This is a genomic window from Micromonospora saelicesensis (assembly GCF_900091575.1).
In the GTDB taxonomy this organism is placed as follows: domain Bacteria; phylum Actinomycetota; class Actinomycetes; order Mycobacteriales; family Micromonosporaceae; genus Micromonospora; species Micromonospora saelicesensis.
Genome location: NZ_FMCR01000007.1, coordinates 415,648 through 432,913 on the forward strand (window position 1 = coordinate 415,648; position 17,266 = coordinate 432,913).

Sequence of the window (17,266 nt, forward strand, 5' to 3'; positions counted from 1 at the left end):
ATCTTCCGAGATGGCCCCTCACCTGCGTCGGGACGGCCGGATTCGAACCGACGACCCCTTGACCCCCAGTCAAGTGCGCTACCAAGCTGCGCCACGTCCCGCCCCCGCGTGGTTTCCCCCGCGGCAGCCGGTACAGCTTAGCGCAGCAGCTCCGAGTCGTCCGCACAGGCCCCACCGGCGTCGCGACGTAGCCGAACCACCCAGCGAGCAACCCCCATCGACGACACCGGCGACCCATAAGGAGCCACCGCACAACCCCTAGAGCGTCCTAGGAGGGTGGGGTTGGATAGGGAAATGCCGGATGGGCAGGATCGCCCATCCGGCATTCGGCAGAACTGGACCGCGTCAGCCGTGCGCCTTGCCTCGGCCGCCGGGGCCGAGCTTCTTGCGCGGGCGGACCGAGATCTCGATCGGGCTGCCCTCGTACCCGAATTCCTCGCGGAGCTTGCGCTCGACGAAGCGCTGGTAGCCGGCGTCCAGCGGGCCGGTGGTGAACAGCACGAACCGTGGCGGTGCCACACCGGCCTGCGTCGCGAACAGGATCCGCGGTGCCCGCCCACCACGCACCGGGTGCGGGGTTGCCTGCACCAGCGCGGTCAGCCACTGGTTGAGGTGCGCGGTCGGCACGCGGGTCTCCCAGCTGGCCAGCGCCTTGTTCAAGGCCGGGGCCAGCTTGTCCACGGCGCGGCCGGTCATCGCCGACAGGTTCAGCCGGATCGCCCAGGGGATGCGGCGCAACTCCCGGTCGATCTCCTTGTCCAGGTAGTACCGACGGTCAGCGTCGACCAGGTCCCACTTGTTGAACGCGATGACCAACGCCCGACCCGACTCGGTCACCATCGACAGGATCCGCTGGTCCTGCTCGCTGATCGGTTCGCTGGAGTCCAGCAGCACCACGGCCACCTCGGCGGCCTCGATCGCGCCGGCGGTACGCAGGCTCGCGTAGTACTCGGTGCCGCTGGCCTTGCCGACCCGCTTGCGCAGCCCGGCCGTGTCGACCAGCTGCCAGGTCTGACCACCGATCTCGACCAGGCTGTCCACCGGGTCCACAGTGGTGCCCGCCACCGAGTCGACGACCGCCCGCTCCTCGCCGGAGAACCGGTTGAGCAGGCTGGACTTGCCGACGTTCGGCCGGCCGACCAGCGCCACCCGACGCGGTCCGCGCGGACGGTTCTCCACGATCGCCGGTGCCTCCGGCAGCGCGGCGAGGATGGCGTCCAACAGGTCGCCGGAGCCGCGTCCGTGCAGCGCGGACACCGGGAACGGCTCACCGAGACCGAGTGACCACAGCGAGGTGGCCTCCATCTCGATGGAGTTGTTGTCGGCCTTGTTGGCCACCAGGATCACCGGCTTGGCGCTGCGCCGCAGCATCTTCACCGCGGCCTCGTCCACGTCGGTGGAGCCCACCATCGCGTCGACCACGAAGAGCACCACGTCGGCGGTGACGACCGCCGTCTCGGCCTGCGCCGCGATGGCCGCGGCCCGGTCCTTCGCGTCCGGTTCCCAGCCGCCGGTGTCCACCACTGTGAACGCCCGGCCGTTCCACTGCGCGTCGTACGGGACCCGGTCGCGGGTCACGCCAGGGACGTCCTCGACGACCGCCTGCCGGCGGCCGATGATCCGGTTGACCAACGTCGACTTGCCCACGTTGGGGCGGCCGACCACGGCCACCACCGGCTGCGGGCCGGTCGGTTCCTCGACGGCGACGTCGGGCTCACGCAGCTCGACCCAGCCACCACCATCGCTACTCATGCCACACCTCGCTCGGTGAGCAGGTCGCGCAGCCGCGCCACGACCTCGTCGATGCCCAGCTCGGTGGTGTCCAGCACCACCGCGTCGGGCGCCTGGGCCAGCGGGTTGACCTTGCGGGTCGAGTCGAGACGGTCCCGCCGGGCCAGATCGGCGGCCGTGGCCGCCACGTCGGCGGCGTCCTCGGCGCTGCGCCGGGCGGCACGGGCCGCCTCGGAGGCGGTCAGGAAGACCTTCAGGTCGGCGTCCGGCGCCACGACCGAGCCGATGTCGCGACCCTCGACCACCATCCGACCAACGTTGGCGATCATCTCGCGTTGGCGGGCGACGAGCAGCTCGCGGACCGCGGGAATCGCGGCGACGGCGGAAACCGCGCCGGTCACCTCGGCGCCCCGGATGTCGGCGTCCACGCCCACCCCGTCGATGGTCACGGCGTACCCCTGCGGGTGGGTGCCGATGCGCAGGTTGACCTCGCCGGCGACCTTGGCCACCGACGCGGTGTCGGTGAGATCCACGCCGGAGCGCAGCACGGCCCACGTGATCGCCCGGTACATCGCCCCGGTGTCCAGGTAGCGCGCACCGATGCTCGCGGCGAGCCGCCGCGACACGGTGGACTTACCCGAACCGGACGGCCCGTCCACAGCGACCACACATCGCCCGGTCCGTACGTTTTCCTCCACCGTGTCCTCCTCAGCCCGTACCTCACGGATCGCCCGGTGATCTGGCGCCGCAAGCGGTTGTCAATCGTCATCAATCATGCCCGGGTGCGTTAACGAACCCGCGCGCGACGCCGCCGGAGGCGACCCACGCCACCACCCGGGCGGCCGCGTCCCGGCCATCGGTGGAGCCTACCGGCTGCCGTACCCCGAACTCGGGGGTCAGTCACCCACCACGTTGAACAGGGCGGCGACCTCGGCGTTGGTCAACCGCCGGATACGCCCGGTCCGCAGGTCACCGAGCCGGATCGGCCCGATCGAGGTACGCACCAGCCGGGTGACCGGGTGACCGACCTCATCCATCAGCCGCCGGACGATGTGCTTGCGGCCCTCGTGCAGGCTCAGCTCCACCTGGGCGGATTTGCCGAGAGTGTCCACCACCTTGAACGAGTCGACCTTGACCGGCCCGTCCTCCAGCTCGACACCGGCCAGCAGCCGCTTGCTCAGGCTGCGCGGGATCGGCCCGACCACCTCGGCGAGGTAGGTCTTCAGCACCTGGTACGAGGGGTGCATGAGCTTGTGCGCGAGGGTGCCGTCGTTGGTGAGCAGCAGCAGGCCCTCGCTGTCCGCGTCGAGCCGCCCGACGTGGTAGACCCGCTGCTCCAGCCGGGCGCCGATGAAGTCGGCCAGCTCGTTGCGTCCCTTTTCGTCCGCCATGGTGGTAACCACCCCACGCGGCTTGTTCATCGCCACGTAGACCAGGCGAATGTCGACCTGCAGGCGCTCCCCGTCCACGTGGATCACGGAGGTGGCCGGGTCGACCTTGTCGCCGAGCTTGGCGACCCGCCCGTCCACCGTGACCCGGCGGCGGAAGATCAGGTCTTCGCAGGCACGCCGGGAACCCACGCCGGCGGCGGCGAGCACCTTCTGCAGGCGCTCAGCCCCCTCGTAGACGGGCGCGTCGGGTTTCGGCGAACGGTTATCGGGTCGCATCAGCAAGCTCTTCTACGTCGTCGGGCAGGAAGGGTGCGAGGGGCGGCAGCTCGTCGACGGTGTTCAGCCCGAGCTTCTCCAGGAACAACGTGGTGGTCCGGTAGAGGAACGCCCCGCTGTCCGTTTCGGTGCCGCACTCCTCGATGAGGCCGCGGGTGACCAGCGTACGGATGACCCCGTCGCAGTTCACACCCCGGATGGCTGAGATTCGTGAACGGGTCACCGGCTGCTTGTAGGCGACCACGGCGAGCGTCTCCAGCGCCGCCTGGGTCAGCCGCACGGACTGCCCGTCCAACACGAACCGCTCAACGTACGTAGCGTATTCCGGGCGGGTGTACAGCCGCCACCCGCCGGCCGCCCGGCGCAGCTCGAACCCGTGCCCGGCCGCCGTGTAACCGGCGGCGATCTCGTCGAGCATCGGCCCGACCCGTTCGGCGGGCTGCTCCAGCACCTGGGCCAGCACCAGCTCGCTGACCGGCTCGTCGACGACCAGCAGGATCGCCTCCAACGCGCCGCGCAGCTCAGGGTCGGACAGCTCGGGCGCGGGCTCCGGGGCGACCGTCGCCCGCCGCCGCCCCGCCAGCTGCCGCCGGGGTACGTCCTCAGCCCCACCCGACTCCCCCGCCGTGGCCTGCGTCACCGCACCGAGGTCCGGCCCCGCCGAGCCCACCTCGTCCGGGGCCGCCTCAACGCGGTCTGGCTCACCCGGGCCCGCCTCGTCCGAGGCCACCTCAAGGGGATCGGGCCCACCCGGGCCGACCTCGACAGGGCCTGGCCCACCCGCGGCCACCTCGACAGGGCCTGGCCCACCCAGGCCCGCGTCGCCGGGGACCGGCCCATCCGGGTCAACCTGCGCGGAGCCCGACGCGACCACGTCCGGCTCGGCGGAATCGGCGGCGTCGGGTTCCGGTCGGCGCGCCGCCGCTTCGGGCAGCGCCTCGGCCAACGCGGCCCGATCGGTGGTCGGCTCGGCCGGCTCTTCGGTGTCCGGTGGTGCGGCTGAGTCGTCCGGCGGCGTGGGGGTGTCGGCGGCGGGCGGGCGGGGGCGGTCCCACGGGGGAACCCAGGCGGCGGCCTGGTCGGCCAGCGAGTCCCGACGTTGCTCGTCACTCATCCCGCGCACCCTCCGTCGTTCCCGTCCCGTCCGGCCCGCCGGCCTCCCCCGTCGGCACAGGGTCAGCCCCCGCCAGCTCAGGCCCAGCCCCCACCGGCTCAAGCTCAGACCCCACCGGCTCAAGCTCAGACCCCACCGGCTCAAGCACAGACCCCACCGGCTCAAGCACAGCCCCCGCCAGTTCAAGCTCAGGCGACTCCGGGTCGGCCGGGGTGCCGGCGTACTCGTCGACGTGCAGCTCGGTGTCACCGTCGGTCGGGCCGGTCCAGCGCACTGTCAGCTCCTCCAGGGCCTGCTCCTGCACGAAGGACACCAGGCCCTCCCGGTACAGCTCCAGCAGCGCGAGGAACCGGGCCACCACCTCCAGGGTGGCCTCGCAGTCGGCGCAGAGCAGCGAGAACGTGGCGGTGCCGGCCCGGCGCAGCCGGGCCGCGAGGATCGCCGCGTGCTCCCGGACACTGACCCGGACCATGTGCACGTGGGCGATGGAGACCTCCGGCACCGGTTTCGGGGTCATCGCCTTCACGGCCAGCTTCAGCAGCCGCTGGGGGCCGATGCCGAGCACCAGGTCGGGCAGCGCCTCGGCGTAGCGGGCCTCCAGGCTGACCGCGCGCGGATAGCGTCGGCCGCCGACGGCCTCCAGCTCGGCGATGTGCGCCGCCGCCTCCTTGTACGCCTTGTACTGCAACAGCCGGGCGAAGAGCAGGTCCCGGGCCTCCAGCAGGGCGAGGTCGGCCTCGTCCTCCACTTCGGCGGCGGGCAGCAGCCGGGCCGCCTTCAGGTCGAGCAGGGTCGCGGCGATGAGCAGGAACTCGCTGGCCTCGTCCAGGTCCCAGTTGTCGCCCATCGCCCTGATGTAGGCGATGAACTCGTCGGTGACCGTGTGCAGGGCCACCTCGGTGACGTCGAGTTTGTGCTTGCCGATCAGTTGCAGCAGCAGGTCGAACGGGCCGGTGAAGTTGGCCAGCCGAACCGTGAACCCGGCGGGCTGCACACCGTCGACCACGGCCGCAGTGGCGGTCTCGGGTGGGTCGAGGGGTGGCGCGGTCACCGGACGACCGTAGTCCACGAGGCGGGCACCGGGCGTTCCGGCTACCGCTCCGACTGGGCGGCGATCACCTCGCGGGCCAGCTGACGGTAGTTACGTGCCCCGGAGGAGGCCGGGTCCATCGTCGTGATGGGGGCACCGGCCACGGTGGACTCGGGGAACTTCACCGTCTTGGTGATGACCGTCTGGTAGACCTTGTCGCCGAACGCCTCCACCACCCGCTGCAGGACCTGGCGGCAGTGCGTGGTGCGGCTGTCGTACATGGTGGCGAGGATGCCTTCGAGCTCCAGGTCGAAGTTGAGTCGCTCGCGAACCTTGTCGATGGTGTCCAGCAGCAGTGCCACACCCCGCAGGCTGAAGAACTCGCACTCCAGCGGGATGAGCACGCCGTGCGCGACGGTCAACGCGTTGATCGCCAGCAGGCCGAGTGACGGCTGGCAGTCGATCAGGATGTAGTCGTACTCCTTGCGGACCGTGCGCAGGACCCGGGCCAGGGCCATCTCCCGGGCGACCTCGTTGACGAGCTGGATCTCGGCGGCGGAGAGGTCGATGTTGGCCGGCAGCAGGTGCAGCCCCGCGACGTCGGTCTTGATGACGACGTCCTCGGCGATGATGTCGTCCTGCATGAGCAGGTTGTAGATGGACAGGTCGAGGTTGTGCGGGTTGACGCCCAGGCCCACCGAGAGGGCGCCCTGCGGGTCGAAGTCGACGAGCAGCACCTTGCGGCCGTACTCGGCGAGGGCCGCGCCCAGGTTGATGGTGGTCGTGGTCTTGCCCACGCCACCCTTCTGGTTGGCCATCGCGATGATGCGCGCGGGGCCGTGCCGGTCGGTGGGCATCGGCTCGGGAATGGGCTTGCGCATCGTGTAGGCAGCCGGGTCCGCAGGACCCAGGTCCGCGCCGAGCGTCGCCTGCTGCTCGCGGAGCTCCGACGTCCAGGTCTCGGCACGGTCACCGTTGCCAGCCATGTGCTCGTTGCCCCCTCCCGACGACCCACCCGGCGTCGGAGCCGTCCGACGTCCTTCGCGGCGCCGCTGCGCACCCCGGTCGTGTCGCTCCAGGAGGTCCGCGCCGATGCCGACTGTACGCCACCGACCAGCAGGGGGTTCGGCACCGGCCCGGCGTGTCGGCGTCGACAGCGACCGGTTCAGCCCTGGGCGCGCGGATGGGCGGTGGCGTACACCTCGCGCAGCCGCTCCACGGTGACCAACGTGTAGACCTGGGTGGTGGTCACCGAGGCGTGGCCGAGCAGCTCCTGGACCACCCGGACGTCGGCGCCGCCGTCGAGCAGATGGGTGGCGTAGGAGTGGCGCAGGGTGTGCGGGGAGACCGCGGCCGGCCCGTCGACGGGCAGCCCGGCGCGGTCGGCGGCGCGGCGCAGGATGCCCCAGGCTCCCTGGCGGGACAGCGCGCCGCCGCGGGCGTTGAGGAACACCGCCGGGGTGCCCCGGCCGGCGGCGGCCAGCCCGGGGCGGGCCCGGACCAGGTAGGCGCGGACGGCGTCGACGGCGTACCCGCCGATGGGCACCAGTCGCACCCGGCCGCCCTTGCCGCGCAGCAGCACCGTGCCGTCGTCGGTGTCGAGGTCGTCCACGGCGGCGCCGACCGCTTCGGAGATGCGCGCGCCGGTGCCGTACAGGAACTCCAGCAGCGCCCTGTCGCGCAGCGCGAGGGGCGCGTCGTCGCCGGTCGCGGTGATCGGGCCGGCGGTCTCCAGCAGCCGGACCACGTCGTCGACAGGTAGCGCCCGGGGCAGCCGGCGGGGCGGCGTGGGCGGGCGGACGTCGCGGCTCGGGTCGGCGCCGGCCAGGCCCTCGCGCAGCGCGAAGCGGTGCAGGCCGCGTACCGCGCTGGCCGCGCGGGCGGCGGAGGAGACGGCGAGGGGCGGGTGCGCGTCGTCGCCGGCGCGCAGTCGCGCCAGGTGCGACTCGACGAGGCCGGCGCCGACCGACGCGAGGTCGGTGACGCCGGCATCGGCCAGGGTGGCGAGATAGCGGTCCAGATCCCGACGGTACGAGGCGAGCGTGTTCGCGGAGAGGCCACGTTCGACGGTCAGGTGGTCGAGGTAACCGCGAACGGCACGGCGCAGCGCCGGCGTGGGTGGTGTTCCCACGCCGGCGGAGTCCGTGCCGCCGGTCAGCCCGCCACCGTTCAGGCCAGCGCGTCGGCCAACGGGAGCACGTCCATGCCGTGCGCCTCGGCGACCGGGCCGTAGGTGACCTGCCCGGCGTGGGTGTTGAGGCCCAGCGCCAGCGCCGGGTCGTTGCGCAGCGCCTCGCGCCAGCCCTGGTTGGCCAGCTCCAGGGCGTACGGCAGGGTGACGTTGGTCAGGGCGTAGGTGCTGGTGTTCGGCACCGCGCCGGGCATGTTCGCGACGCAGTAGAAGATCGACTCGTGCACCTTGTAGACCGGGTCGGCGTGCGTGGTGGGGCGCGAGTCCTCGAAGCAGCCGCCCTGGTCGATGGCGATGTCGACCAGCACGCTGCCCGGCTTCATGCGGGAGACCAGCTCGTTGGAGATCAACGTCGGGGCCTTCGCGCCGGGCACCAGCACCGCGCCGATGACCAGGTCGGCGTCGAGCACGGCGCGCTCCACCTCGTAGGCGTTGGAGGCGACGGTCTGCAGGTGGCCCCGGTAGATGGCGTCGGCCTGCCGCAGCCGGGCGACGTTCTTGTCCAGCAGCAGCACCTCGGACTGCAGACCCAGCGCGATCGCGGCGGCGTTCATGCCGGAGACGCCGGCGCCGATGACCACGGTCTTGGCCGCGTACACGCCGGAGACACCGCCGGGCAGCACACCGCGCCCACCACCGGTACGCATCATGTAGAAGGCGCCCACCTGCGGGGCGAGCCGGCCGGCCACCTCGGACATCGGGGCGAGCAGCGGCAGCGACCGGTCGGGCAGCTCGACGGTCTCGTACGCGATGCCGGTGACCCGGCGGTCGATCAGCGCGTCGGTGCACTCCTTGGAGGCGGCCAGGTGCAGGTAGGTGAAGAGCACCTGCCCCTCGCGCATCCGGTGGTACTCCTCGGCGATCGGCTCCTTGACCTTGAGCACGAGCTCGGCGGTCTCCCACACCTCGTCGGCGGTGGCGAGGATCTTCGCGCCGGCGGCGGCGAACTCCTCGTCGGTGATGCTGGAGCCAACCCCGGCGCCGGACTCGACGAAGACCTGGTGGCCGATGCGGGTGAACTCGTTGACACCCGCTGGCGTGATCGCCACGCGGTACTCGTGGTTCTTGACCTCGCGTGGGATTCCGACCTTCACGATGCAGACACCTCTCTTCGGGGCTGCTCTCCCCCGACTGCTCGGTGCCACGACGGCCCCTTTGCCATCGCGGTACACCGGTCCTGCGGCGGCAGTCTAGGCGCGCCCGGTGCCGCCGCGAGCCAGCACAGTGCCACCTGGTGCCCGGGTGTCCTGACGAAGTGTCAGGGCACCGCCGGGATTCGGCGGTCGACCGTCACCTCAGCCAACAGGACAGTGTTTCACCATTATCGTCCCATCTGCCGGGCGCCGGTGCGGACAGCCGGCGAGTGGATCACTAATGTGTCCGCCCATGACCACTCCTCCTTACCAGCCCGGGTACCCCCAGCCGGGGTATCCCCAGGGCGTCTCCGACAAGAGCAAGATCGTCGCGGGCATCCTCGGCATCCTGCTCGGCACCTTCGGTGCCGGTCGGTTCTACACCGGACACACCAAGATCGCCGTTCTCCAGCTCGTCGTGAGCCTGGTGACCTGCGGCGTCGGCGCTCTCTGGGGCGTCGTCGACGGCATCCTCATCCTGGTCAACGGCGGCACGGACGCGCAGGGCCGTCCGTTGCGCGACTCCTAGACCAACCAGTGAAAGGGGCCCCGCGGCTGACCGCGGGGCCCCTTTGGCGCGTACTCCCCCACCGGGCTGGACCGGCGGCGACGCTCAGCGCGGCAGCGGCGCGTCCGCCCGGCGCAGCTGCGTGAAGCCGGTGTCCCGGGCGCGGGCCGCGGCCAGCAGCCCGGCCACCGCGGACGCGTTGGTGATCTCACCGGCCAGGACCATGGCGACCGCCTCGTCCAGGTCGATCCGGACGACCTGGAGGTCGGCCTCCTCGTCGCGGCGCTCGTGCCGCTCGTCGGCCGGCACGTCGCCGAGGTCGCGGGCCAGGAACACCCGGACGATCTCGTTGGTGAACCCCGGGGAGCTGTGCAGGTCGACAAGCACGTCGACCCGCCCGGCGGTGAGGTCGGCCTCCTCGGCCAGCTCCCGCAGCGCGGCCGCCGGCAACTCCTCGCCGGAGACGTCCATCAGACCGGCGGGCAGCTCCCACAGGTGCCGCCCGACCGGGTGCCGGTACTGCCGGATCAGCACCACCTGGCCGGCGTCGTCGAGCGCCACCACGGCCACCGCACCGACGTGCCGGACGAGGTCCCGCAGCCCGGTCCCACCGCCCGGCATGGTCACCTCCTCGGTGACCACGTCGAAGATCCGCCCCCGGTACCGCTCCTCCCGGGAGCGCACCTCGTAGCGGTGCTCAAGGTTGCTCACGAGGCCGACGACGCCTTCGTCGCGGCGCCGTTGCGGGCGGCCTTGCGCGTCGTCGGGGCCTCCGCTGCCGCGTCCAGGTCGACCGGAAGCTGGTCGGCCTGCGAGTACGCCACCGCGGCCTTGACGAACGAGGCGAACAGCGGGTGCGGGCGGGTCGGGCGGCTCTTCAACTCGGGGTGCGCCTGGGTGGCCACGAAGAACGGGTGCAGGCTCCGGTCCAGTTCGATGAACTCGACCAGCCGGCCGTCCGGCGAGGTGCCGGAGATGTGCAGGCCCGCCTTGGTCAGCGCGTCCCGGTAGGCGTTGTTCACCTCGTACCGGTGCCGGTGCCGCTCGCTGATCTCGGTGCTGCCGTACGCCTCGGCGACGATCGAGCCCTCGGTCAACGTCGCCGGGTACGCGCCCAGCCGCATGGTGCCGCCCAGGTCGCCCCGACCGGCGACGATGTCCTCCTGGTCGGCCATCGTGGCGATGACCGGGTGGGCCGCCTGCTCGTCGAACTCCAACGAGTTGGCGCCGTCCAGGTCGGCCAGGTGCCGGGCCACCTCGATGGTCATGCACTGCAGGCCGAGGCAGAGGCCGAGCAGCGGGATGCCGGCCTCGCGGGCGTACCGGGCGGTGCCGATCTTGCCCTCGATGCCGCGTACACCGAAGCCGCCGGGGATGAGGATGCCGTCCACGCCGGCCAACGCCGCGGCGGCGCCGGCCGGGGTGACGCACTCGTCGCTGGGCACCCAGCGCAGCTGCACCCGGGCCCGGTGGCCGAAGCCCGCCGCCCGGATCGCCTCACTCACCGACAGGTACGCGTCGGGCAGGTCGACGTACTTGCCGACCACCGCGACGGTGACGGTGTGCCGGGGGCGGTGCACCCGCTCCAGCAGGTCGTCCCAGCTGGCCCAGTCCACGTCCCGGAAGGAGAGGCCGAGCCGGCGCACCACGTACGCGTCGAGCCCCTCCCGGTGCAGCACCTTCGGGATGTCGTAGATGCTCGGGGCGTCCGGGGCGGCGACGACCGCCTCGGCGTCCACGTCGCAGTAGAGCGACAGCTTCTCCTTGAGCTTCACCGGGATCTCCCGGTCGCAGCGGAGCACTATCGCGTCCGGCTGGATACCGATGTTGCGCAGCTGCGCCACCGAGTGCTGGGTCGGCTTGGTCTTCAGCTCACCCGAGGGCGCCAGGTACGGCACCAGCGAGACGTGCAGGTAGAAGCAGTTGTCGCGGCCCAGGTCGTGGCGGACCTGACGGATCGCCTCCAGGAACGGCAGCGACTCGATGTCGCCGACCGTGCCACCGACCTCGGTGATCACCACGTCGGGGACCTGGCCGTCCTCGTCCGGGTCCGCCATCGCCAGGATCCGGGACTTGATCTCGTTGGTGATGTGCGGGATGACCTGGACGGTGTCGCCCAGGTACTCGCCGCGCCGCTCCTTGGCGATCACGTCGGAGTAGATCTGGCCGGTGGTGACGTTCGCCTTGCCGGACAGCGCCCGGTCGAGGAACCGCTCGTAGTGCCCGACGTCGAGGTCGGTCTCGGCGCCGTCCTCGGTGACGAAGACCTCACCGTGCTGGAACGGGTTCATCGTCCCCGGGTCGACGTTCAGGTAGGGGTCGAGCTTCTGCATCACCACGCGCAGCCCGCGCGCGGTCAGCAGGTTGCCGAGGCTGGAGGCGGTGAGGCCCTTACCCAGCGAGGAGGCGACGCCCCCGGTGACGAAAATGTGCCTGGTCGTCCGTGCTGATGGGGCCAAGGCCTGCTCCCGTGTCGTCTGTCGCGGTCATGCAGACCGCCGTGCTTGATCAGCAAAGTGATCACGCGATCCACGGGATTCGACGGTAACACCTCCCGGGCGGGTACTCGCAGGCCGCACCCCGGCTGCGACACCTCCGGGCCATCCGGACGAGGCCCGGCGCTCAGGACGCGGCAACCTCCGTCGATGACCGGGAGACCTGCCGGGGCGCTACGGGCACCGTCGGATCGGCGTCCGGCGTCGACCCGCTCGCGGTCGGCTCGGCCGGTTCGTCGGCGTCCCCGCGGCGCTCGCCCGCAGTGTCCGACGCCGGTTGGGCGACCTTCGCCGGTGCGCTCGGGGGCGGGCCGGCGATCGGACGGGGATGCACGGCACCCAGCGGCCCACCGCCGCCGGTCGGACCGTCACCCCCACCGACCGGGCCGACCCCGCCGGACCCCGAGTCGTCGTCGGCGCCGTTGGCGCGGGAGCGGCCCGCTGCCGGGCGGGTCCGGTCCGCGGCGTGCCCGAGCACCCGGAGCGACGCCAGGGCCGCCATCGGCACCACCAGGGCGGCGGCAGCGCCCATCACGTCCAGGGCCGCGCCGTCGAGCACACCACCGAGCACCGCGGCGACCACAGTGCCGGCCAGCGCGGCCCGGACCGCCGGGTAGATGCCGAACAGCCGCATCAGCCCACCCCACGGCTGCAACAGGGCGAACCACACCAGCAACCCGCCGGCCAGCGCCAGCACCGTCAGCGGGCTGTTGACCAACGTCTCGAAGTTCTCCGTGCTGGACCGGTGCACGGCGAACCCGCCGGTGCCGTCACCGAGCGCGGAGAGGAACCGGCCCAGGCTGCCCCGCTCCCCCGGCGGACGCCGCAGGTCCACCACGGCGAACCCGATACCCACCGCCAGCGCGGCCATGGTGGCCCAGGCCAGCCGGCTGATCGTCAACCAGCCGCCGGCGCTGATCACGGCGGCGACGCTCACCCCGGCGGTGAGCGCGATCGCGCCGACCGGGTCGGCGCCCAGGTACGGGCTGCCGACCACCACCACGGCGAGGCCACCCACCGCGACCATCACCGCCGGCCGCCAGCCCCGGTGCACCCGTTGGGCGAACCAGCCGCCGGTGACCAGCGCACCGGCGAGGAACACTCCCAACCCCACGGTGCTCAGCCCGGCGTACCGGCCGCCCTGCAACGCGGAGTAGCCGACCACGCTGTTGAGCTGGAGGCGGGCCCCGGTGAGCACGTCCAGCCCGACCACGAGCGTGGTGAGGCCGGCCACCGCTCCGAGCGGCCCGAGGGTGTTCGCGTACCCGGGGGCGAACCGCACCGCCGCGGTGCCGGCGGCCACCAGCAGCGCTGTCACCCCGGCGAAGATCCACCCGGGGTGCTCGCCGCGCCACCAGGGCACCGCGTCGGCCAGCAGCGCCGCCGGCACCGTCAACGCCACGGCGACCAGCAGCAGCTCCATCACCGCCACGATCCGCCCGGAGACGGGCGTCGGGCCGGCCGGGCCGGCGTGCGGACGGGCCCGGCGCAGCAGCGGCAGCATCGCGATCGCCAGCAGCACCTGCGCCCCGGCGAGCAGCGCGAAGAACGCCCCGGAGACGGAGCGCTGGGCGGCCGCCTCCCGGTCGGCGTTCGCCGGCGCGTTGATGGCCTCGGCCAGGTCGGCGGGGCGGTCGCCGGTGCTGATCGCCGGGCGGCCGAGGAAGAGCCGCTCCGGCATGGGCCGGCCCAACGCGGCGAGGGCGGTCGGCGCGAGGTCGACAAGTTGCAGGTACCCGTCCCGGCCGGTGCTGGCCGAGGTGAGCCACCCCCGCTCCCAGCCCGGCCCGTCGGCGACCGCCACGTGCAGCCGGGCCGGCTGAGTGGTGTCGGAGATCCCCGCGACCATCACCAACGACCGTGGGGGTCGCGCCGCCAGCACCCGGGCCAGCTCGGCGTCCGCCGCGCGGGCCTCCTCGGCGCGGGTGGCCGGGTCGGCACCCTCGACCGTGCCGAGGTCGACGATGCTCAGCACACACGAGCCGAGCAGCGGCCGCGGGTCGGCCGGCAGCCCCGAGGCGTACCGGTCGACGCGGCCGAACGGTCGGGCGGCGGCCACGGCCGCGCCCGGGCCGACGGCGACGGAGCATCGCACCGACTCGGACAACGAGCCGGGCATGGCGCCCCAGGGCAGCCGCTGCTGGTTGTACTGGACCACGCTCTCCTGGTCCGGCAGGTTCGCGCCGATGCCGTCCGGTTGTTCCACCGTCACCCCCGCCGACGGGCAACCGTCGACCGACCGGCTGCCGTTCCACGCGGCGAAGCTGCCCGCGCCGAGGGTCAGCCAGCCGTCCACCGGGCAGGTGGGCCGGTGCGCGGAACGCACCGACAGTGAGCCGATCGAGCCGTCCTGGGCCATCCGCCACAGCGTCGGGGTGCTCTGCGGATCCACGTCCTCCCAGCGCAGCCCGGCGATCCCGGCGAGCACCACGAAGTCGGCGGTGCGTTGCGGGGTGCCCTGGGGTGGGCGGGCGGCGAGCGCGGTGACGCCCAGCGCCACCACGAGCACTGTCAACAGGGCGGGGGCGATTCGGCGCAGCATCACCGGTGTCCCGTTCTCGGGGCGTCGGAGCCCGGGGCGGCCGCCGGACCGCCGGGATTCCCGGCCAGCTCGGCGTAGAGGGCGGCAAGCGTGGCGACGGTGTCCGCCTCGGTCGGCCACGTCGCCGCCCGTTCGGCGCCACGCCGGCCCAACTCCGCCCGCGCCGCCGGGTCGTCCAGCAACGCGCGTACGGCCGCGTCGACCGCGTCCACGTCACCGGCGGGAACCAGCGTGGCGGCGTCGCCGACCAGGTCCGGGAGCCCGCCGACAGCGGTGGCCACCAGCGGCACGCCGGCGCGCAGCGCCTCCTGGGCGAAGAGCTGTCGCGCCTCCCAGTCGCTGGTCACCACCGCCAGGTCGGCGCCGGCGAGCAGATCGGCCACGTCGGTGCGGTGCCCCAGCAGGGTCACCGGGGCGCGGGCGGCGGAGGTCCGCGCGGCGAGCGGCAGATACGCCGGCCCGCTGCCCGCGATCACCACGACCGGCGGCGGGGTACGCGTACGCCAGCGGGCCGCCGCGTCGATCAGCACGTCGTAGCGCTTCTGCGGGTGCAACCGACCGACCGAGACGATCAACGGCTGGTCCGGGCGGACGCCGAACTCAGCGCGTACCGCCGCCGGGCGTCGACGCGGCGCGGGCAGCGTCGGCGCGGCGACCGGGGCGAGCCGGGCATCGGCGGCGCCCACCTCGGCGGCCCGTCGCACCAGGTCCTCGGAGGCGCCGAGCGCCACCCGGACGCCCCGGGCGACCACCCGTTCGACGAGCCGGGACACACCGCCCCGCAGTCCCCCCGCGAGCACCGCGTTGTGCCAGGTGACGATCAGCGGGGCGGCCGGACGGGCCAGCACGGCCACCAACCCGGCCCGCAGGCCGTGCGCGTGCACCACGTCGACGTGAGCGGCGGCGAGCGCCCGGCGCAGCGCGAGCACCGCCCGCGCGTCGGCCGGAGTCGGGCTGGCCGGGATCTCCACCGGCTCGAACCGCGCACCGACACCGGTGAAGTCGAACTGCTCCTCAGTGGCGGCGGGCCCGCAGACCAGGACGGTCGTGCCGCCCGCGACGAGGCCCCGGGCCACCGAACGGACGTGCTGGCCGACCCCGCCGGTGCTGGACGCGAGCACCAACGCGACGGTGCCCGACCAGTTGGCAGGCTGAGCTGGCTCAGTCATCGCGTCGCCGTCTCCTTCCCGTCGCCCCGCTCCGCGGAGCCCGCTCCCGGTGTCGGCGCACCGCCGGACGGCCCCCGCCGGCCCAGACGCCGCAGCACCCCGGCGAGCAGTGGCTGTACGTCCCGCCGGTCGACGAACCAGACCACGGCGAGGAACACAACCCCAACCAGAACCCCGGACAGCATGCCCTGACCGAACGCCGCCGCCGTCGTCGGGGTGCCGCCGTCCGACTGGTCGAGCCAACGGCTGAGGCCCCACCCGGCGAGCCCGGCGAGCACACCGGCGAGGCCACCGGCCGCTCCGGCCCGTGCCGCTCCCGCGAGGGCGGGACGGCCGGCGCTGCGCCGCACCGCCAGGAGCAGCAGGGCGCCGAGCACCAGCATCCCCACCGAGTTCGCGGACGTCACCGCGAGCACCCGGTCCCGCAACGGCAGCACCGCGCCGAGCAGCAGGACGACGGCCGGCACCACCAGGAAGCCGACCGCCGTGGCGAGCGTCGCCGCCCGGGTCTCGCCCCGCGCGTAGAGCGCCCGGGTGAGCACCGCGAAGAGGCCGTAGCCGACCAGGCCGGGGGCGTACCCGATGATCGCGGCGGCGGCGGTCGACGCGGTGTCCGAGGGGAAGAAGAAGTGCCCGACCGGCCCGGCGGTCCCGACCAACGCGGCCGTGCCGAGGCAACTGAACAGGAGCACACCGCGGACGGCCGGTGCCAGGGTCGTGCGGTAGGTCTGCTCGTCCCCGGCGGCCCGCGCCGCCGCCAGGGTCGGGTAGGCGGCGATGGCCAGCGGCACCGCCAGCACCGCCCACGGCAACAGGTAGACGGTCTGCGCCAGGTTGTAGACGCCCGGGTTGCTCCGCGCGCCGGCGGTGACCTGGTTCAGGCTGACGATCAGAGCGATCTGCTGGGTGGTGACGGTGACCGCTCCGGCCACCGCCAACCCGCCGACCCGGGCCCGCGCGTCGGTGGGAAACCCGAAGCCGGGCCGCAGCCCGAGGCGCAACCGGCGGACCGGAATCAGCAACGACAACGACAGCACCACCACGCCGAGGGTGGTGCCGCCGGAAAGCAGCAACTCACCGCCGGGGCTGACCCCGCCGACCGTGGCGTACCGGCCCTGCGTGACGGTGAACCCCAGGTACACGAGGATGACGGTGAGGCTGGACAGCAACGGGGCGAGCACCGGCCAGGCGAACCGGCGATGCGCCTGGAGCACCCCGGTGAGCACGATGCCGACCCCGTACAGCGGCAGTTGCGGCGCGAAGACCCGCAGCATCCGCACGCCGCTCTGCTGCTGGGCGGTGGTCAGGTGGTGGCCCAGCGACTCGACCACCGGGCCGGCGAGCAGCACCACGAGCAACGCCAGCGGGACCAGCAGGGCCAGCGTCCAGGTCAGCAGCGCACCGGTGGTCCGGGCCACGGCCGTCCGGTCGCCCGCCGCGACCGCGCCGGCGAGCAGCGGTACGACGAGGCTGGCCAGCGCTCCCCCGGCGACGATCTCGAAGATGAAGTTCGGCACCGCGTTGGCCACCACGTAGGTGCCGCCGAGGTCGGTGGGCGCCAAGCTCCAGGTGAACACGGCGGTGCGGCCGAAGCCGGCGAGTCGGCTGGCCACGGTGAGGACGGCGATGAGCGCGGCTGCCCCGGCCAGCCGGCCGGCGCCGGCGAGGGGTGCCGGTCTGGTCACG

Annotated in this window: 14 protein-coding genes and 1 tRNA gene; 1 reads left to right on the plus strand and 14 read right to left on the minus strand. The window is 73.1% G+C overall.

Going from position 1 to position 17,266, the window contains the following annotated elements:
• Positions 1-27: 27 nt before the first annotated feature.
• From GA0070561_RS28300 to ald, 9 genes are all read right to left on the minus strand, one after another.
• Positions 28-101 (minus strand) — tRNA-Pro (locus tag GA0070561_RS28300).
• 244 nt (positions 102-345) lie between these two features.
• Positions 346-1,752 carry a ribosome biogenesis GTPase Der gene (gene der / locus GA0070561_RS28305; RefSeq protein WP_091407237.1) on the minus strand — a complete coding sequence of 469 codons (1,407 nt, stop codon included), beginning with the start codon at positions 1,750-1,752 and terminating at the stop codon, positions 346-348.
• Positions 1,749-2,429 (minus strand): (d)CMP kinase, encoded by a 681-nt coding sequence (gene cmk / locus GA0070561_RS28310; RefSeq protein ID WP_091407238.1) that lies wholly within the window; start codon positions 2,427-2,429, stop codon positions 1,749-1,751. The genes der and cmk overlap by 4 nt, the downstream gene beginning before the upstream one ends.
• Before the next feature lie 198 nt (positions 2,430-2,627).
• Positions 2,628-3,398: a pseudouridine synthase gene (locus tag GA0070561_RS28315; RefSeq protein WP_091407240.1), complete on the minus strand. Its 771-nt coding sequence runs from the start codon at positions 3,396-3,398 to the stop codon at positions 2,628-2,630.
• The gene (gene scpB, locus GA0070561_RS28320; RefSeq protein WP_091407408.1) at positions 3,385-4,512 is read right to left on the minus strand and encodes an SMC-Scp complex subunit ScpB; all 1,128 of its coding nucleotides are present in this window, start codon (positions 4,510-4,512) and stop codon (positions 3,385-3,387) included. The genes GA0070561_RS28315 and scpB overlap by 14 nt, the downstream gene beginning before the upstream one ends.
• Positions 4,505-5,563 carry a segregation and condensation protein A gene (locus tag GA0070561_RS28325; RefSeq protein ID WP_425255914.1) on the minus strand — a complete coding sequence of 353 codons (1,059 nt, stop codon included), beginning with the start codon at positions 5,561-5,563 and terminating at the stop codon, positions 4,505-4,507. Before GA0070561_RS28325 ends, scpB begins: the two co-directional genes overlap by 8 nt.
• A 41-nt stretch (positions 5,564-5,604) precedes the next feature.
• Positions 5,605-6,528, minus strand: coding sequence for a ParA family protein (locus GA0070561_RS28330; protein WP_030487987.1), 924 nt, complete (start codon positions 6,526-6,528; stop codon positions 5,605-5,607).
• 179 nt (positions 6,529-6,707) lie between these two features.
• Positions 6,708-7,673 carry a site-specific tyrosine recombinase XerD gene (locus GA0070561_RS28335; protein ID WP_091407245.1) on the minus strand — a complete coding sequence of 322 codons (966 nt, stop codon included), beginning with the start codon at positions 7,671-7,673 and terminating at the stop codon, positions 6,708-6,710.
• 38 nt (positions 7,674-7,711) lie between these two features.
• A complete protein-coding gene (ald, locus tag GA0070561_RS28340) occupies positions 7,712-8,827 on the minus strand; it encodes an alanine dehydrogenase (protein WP_091407248.1) in 1,116 nt (371 codons plus the stop codon).
• A gap of 292 nt (positions 8,828-9,119) precedes the next feature.
• Here ald and GA0070561_RS28345 point away from each other — a divergent pair, with 292 nt between their 5' ends.
• Positions 9,120-9,395: a TM2 domain-containing protein gene (locus tag GA0070561_RS28345; protein WP_181539390.1), complete on the plus strand. Its 276-nt coding sequence runs from the start codon at positions 9,120-9,122 to the stop codon at positions 9,393-9,395.
• A gap of 84 nt (positions 9,396-9,479) precedes the next feature.
• Here the strand turns inward: GA0070561_RS28345 and GA0070561_RS28350 are convergent, their stop codons facing one another.
• From GA0070561_RS28350 to murJ, 5 genes are all read right to left on the minus strand, one after another.
• Positions 9,480-10,085 (minus strand): NUDIX domain-containing protein, encoded by a 606-nt coding sequence (locus tag GA0070561_RS28350; RefSeq protein ID WP_091407253.1) that lies wholly within the window; start codon positions 10,083-10,085, stop codon positions 9,480-9,482.
• Entirely contained in the window at positions 10,082-11,833 is a 1,752-nt protein-coding gene (locus GA0070561_RS28355) for a CTP synthase (protein ID WP_091407255.1), read from the minus strand. The genes GA0070561_RS28350 and GA0070561_RS28355 overlap by 4 nt, the downstream gene beginning before the upstream one ends.
• Positions 11,834-11,996: 163 nt before the next feature.
• Positions 11,997-14,411 carry a hypothetical protein gene (locus GA0070561_RS28360; RefSeq protein WP_091407258.1) on the minus strand — a complete coding sequence of 805 codons (2,415 nt, stop codon included), beginning with the start codon at positions 14,409-14,411 and terminating at the stop codon, positions 11,997-11,999.
• A complete protein-coding gene (locus GA0070561_RS28365; RefSeq protein ID WP_091407261.1) occupies positions 14,411-15,580 on the minus strand; it encodes a glycosyltransferase family 4 protein in 1,170 nt (389 codons plus the stop codon). The genes GA0070561_RS28360 and GA0070561_RS28365 overlap by 1 nt, the downstream gene beginning before the upstream one ends.
• A complete protein-coding gene (gene murJ / locus GA0070561_RS28370) occupies positions 15,577-17,265 on the minus strand; it encodes a murein biosynthesis integral membrane protein MurJ (RefSeq protein ID WP_091407263.1) in 1,689 nt (562 codons plus the stop codon). The genes GA0070561_RS28365 and murJ overlap by 4 nt, the downstream gene beginning before the upstream one ends.
• Position 17,266: the final 1 nt, after the last annotated feature.

Excerpts from the sequence above, each read along its gene's own strand:
- scpB (WP_091407408.1), bottom strand. The coding sequence starts at position 4,512 with ATGAGTGACGAGCAACGTCGGGACTCGCTGGCCGACCAGGCCGCCGCC.
- der (WP_091407237.1), bottom strand. The coding sequence starts at position 1,752 with ATGAGTAGCGATGGTGGTGGCTGGGTCGAGCTGCGTGAGCCCGACGTC.
- GA0070561_RS28315 (WP_091407240.1), bottom strand. The coding sequence starts at position 3,398 with ATGCGACCCGATAACCGTTCGCCGAAACCCGACGCGCCCGTCTACGAG.
- GA0070561_RS28345 (WP_181539390.1), top strand. The coding sequence starts at position 9,120 with ATGACCACTCCTCCTTACCAGCCCGGGTACCCCCAGCCGGGGTATCCC.
- GA0070561_RS28360 (WP_091407258.1), bottom strand. The coding sequence starts at position 14,411 with ATGCTGCGCCGAATCGCCCCCGCCCTGTTGACAGTGCTCGTGGTGGCG.
- GA0070561_RS28365 (WP_091407261.1), bottom strand. The coding sequence starts at position 15,580 with ATGACTGAGCCAGCTCAGCCTGCCAACTGGTCGGGCACCGTCGCGTTG.
- GA0070561_RS28330 (WP_030487987.1), bottom strand. The coding sequence starts at position 6,528 with ATGGCTGGCAACGGTGACCGTGCCGAGACCTGGACGTCGGAGCTCCGC.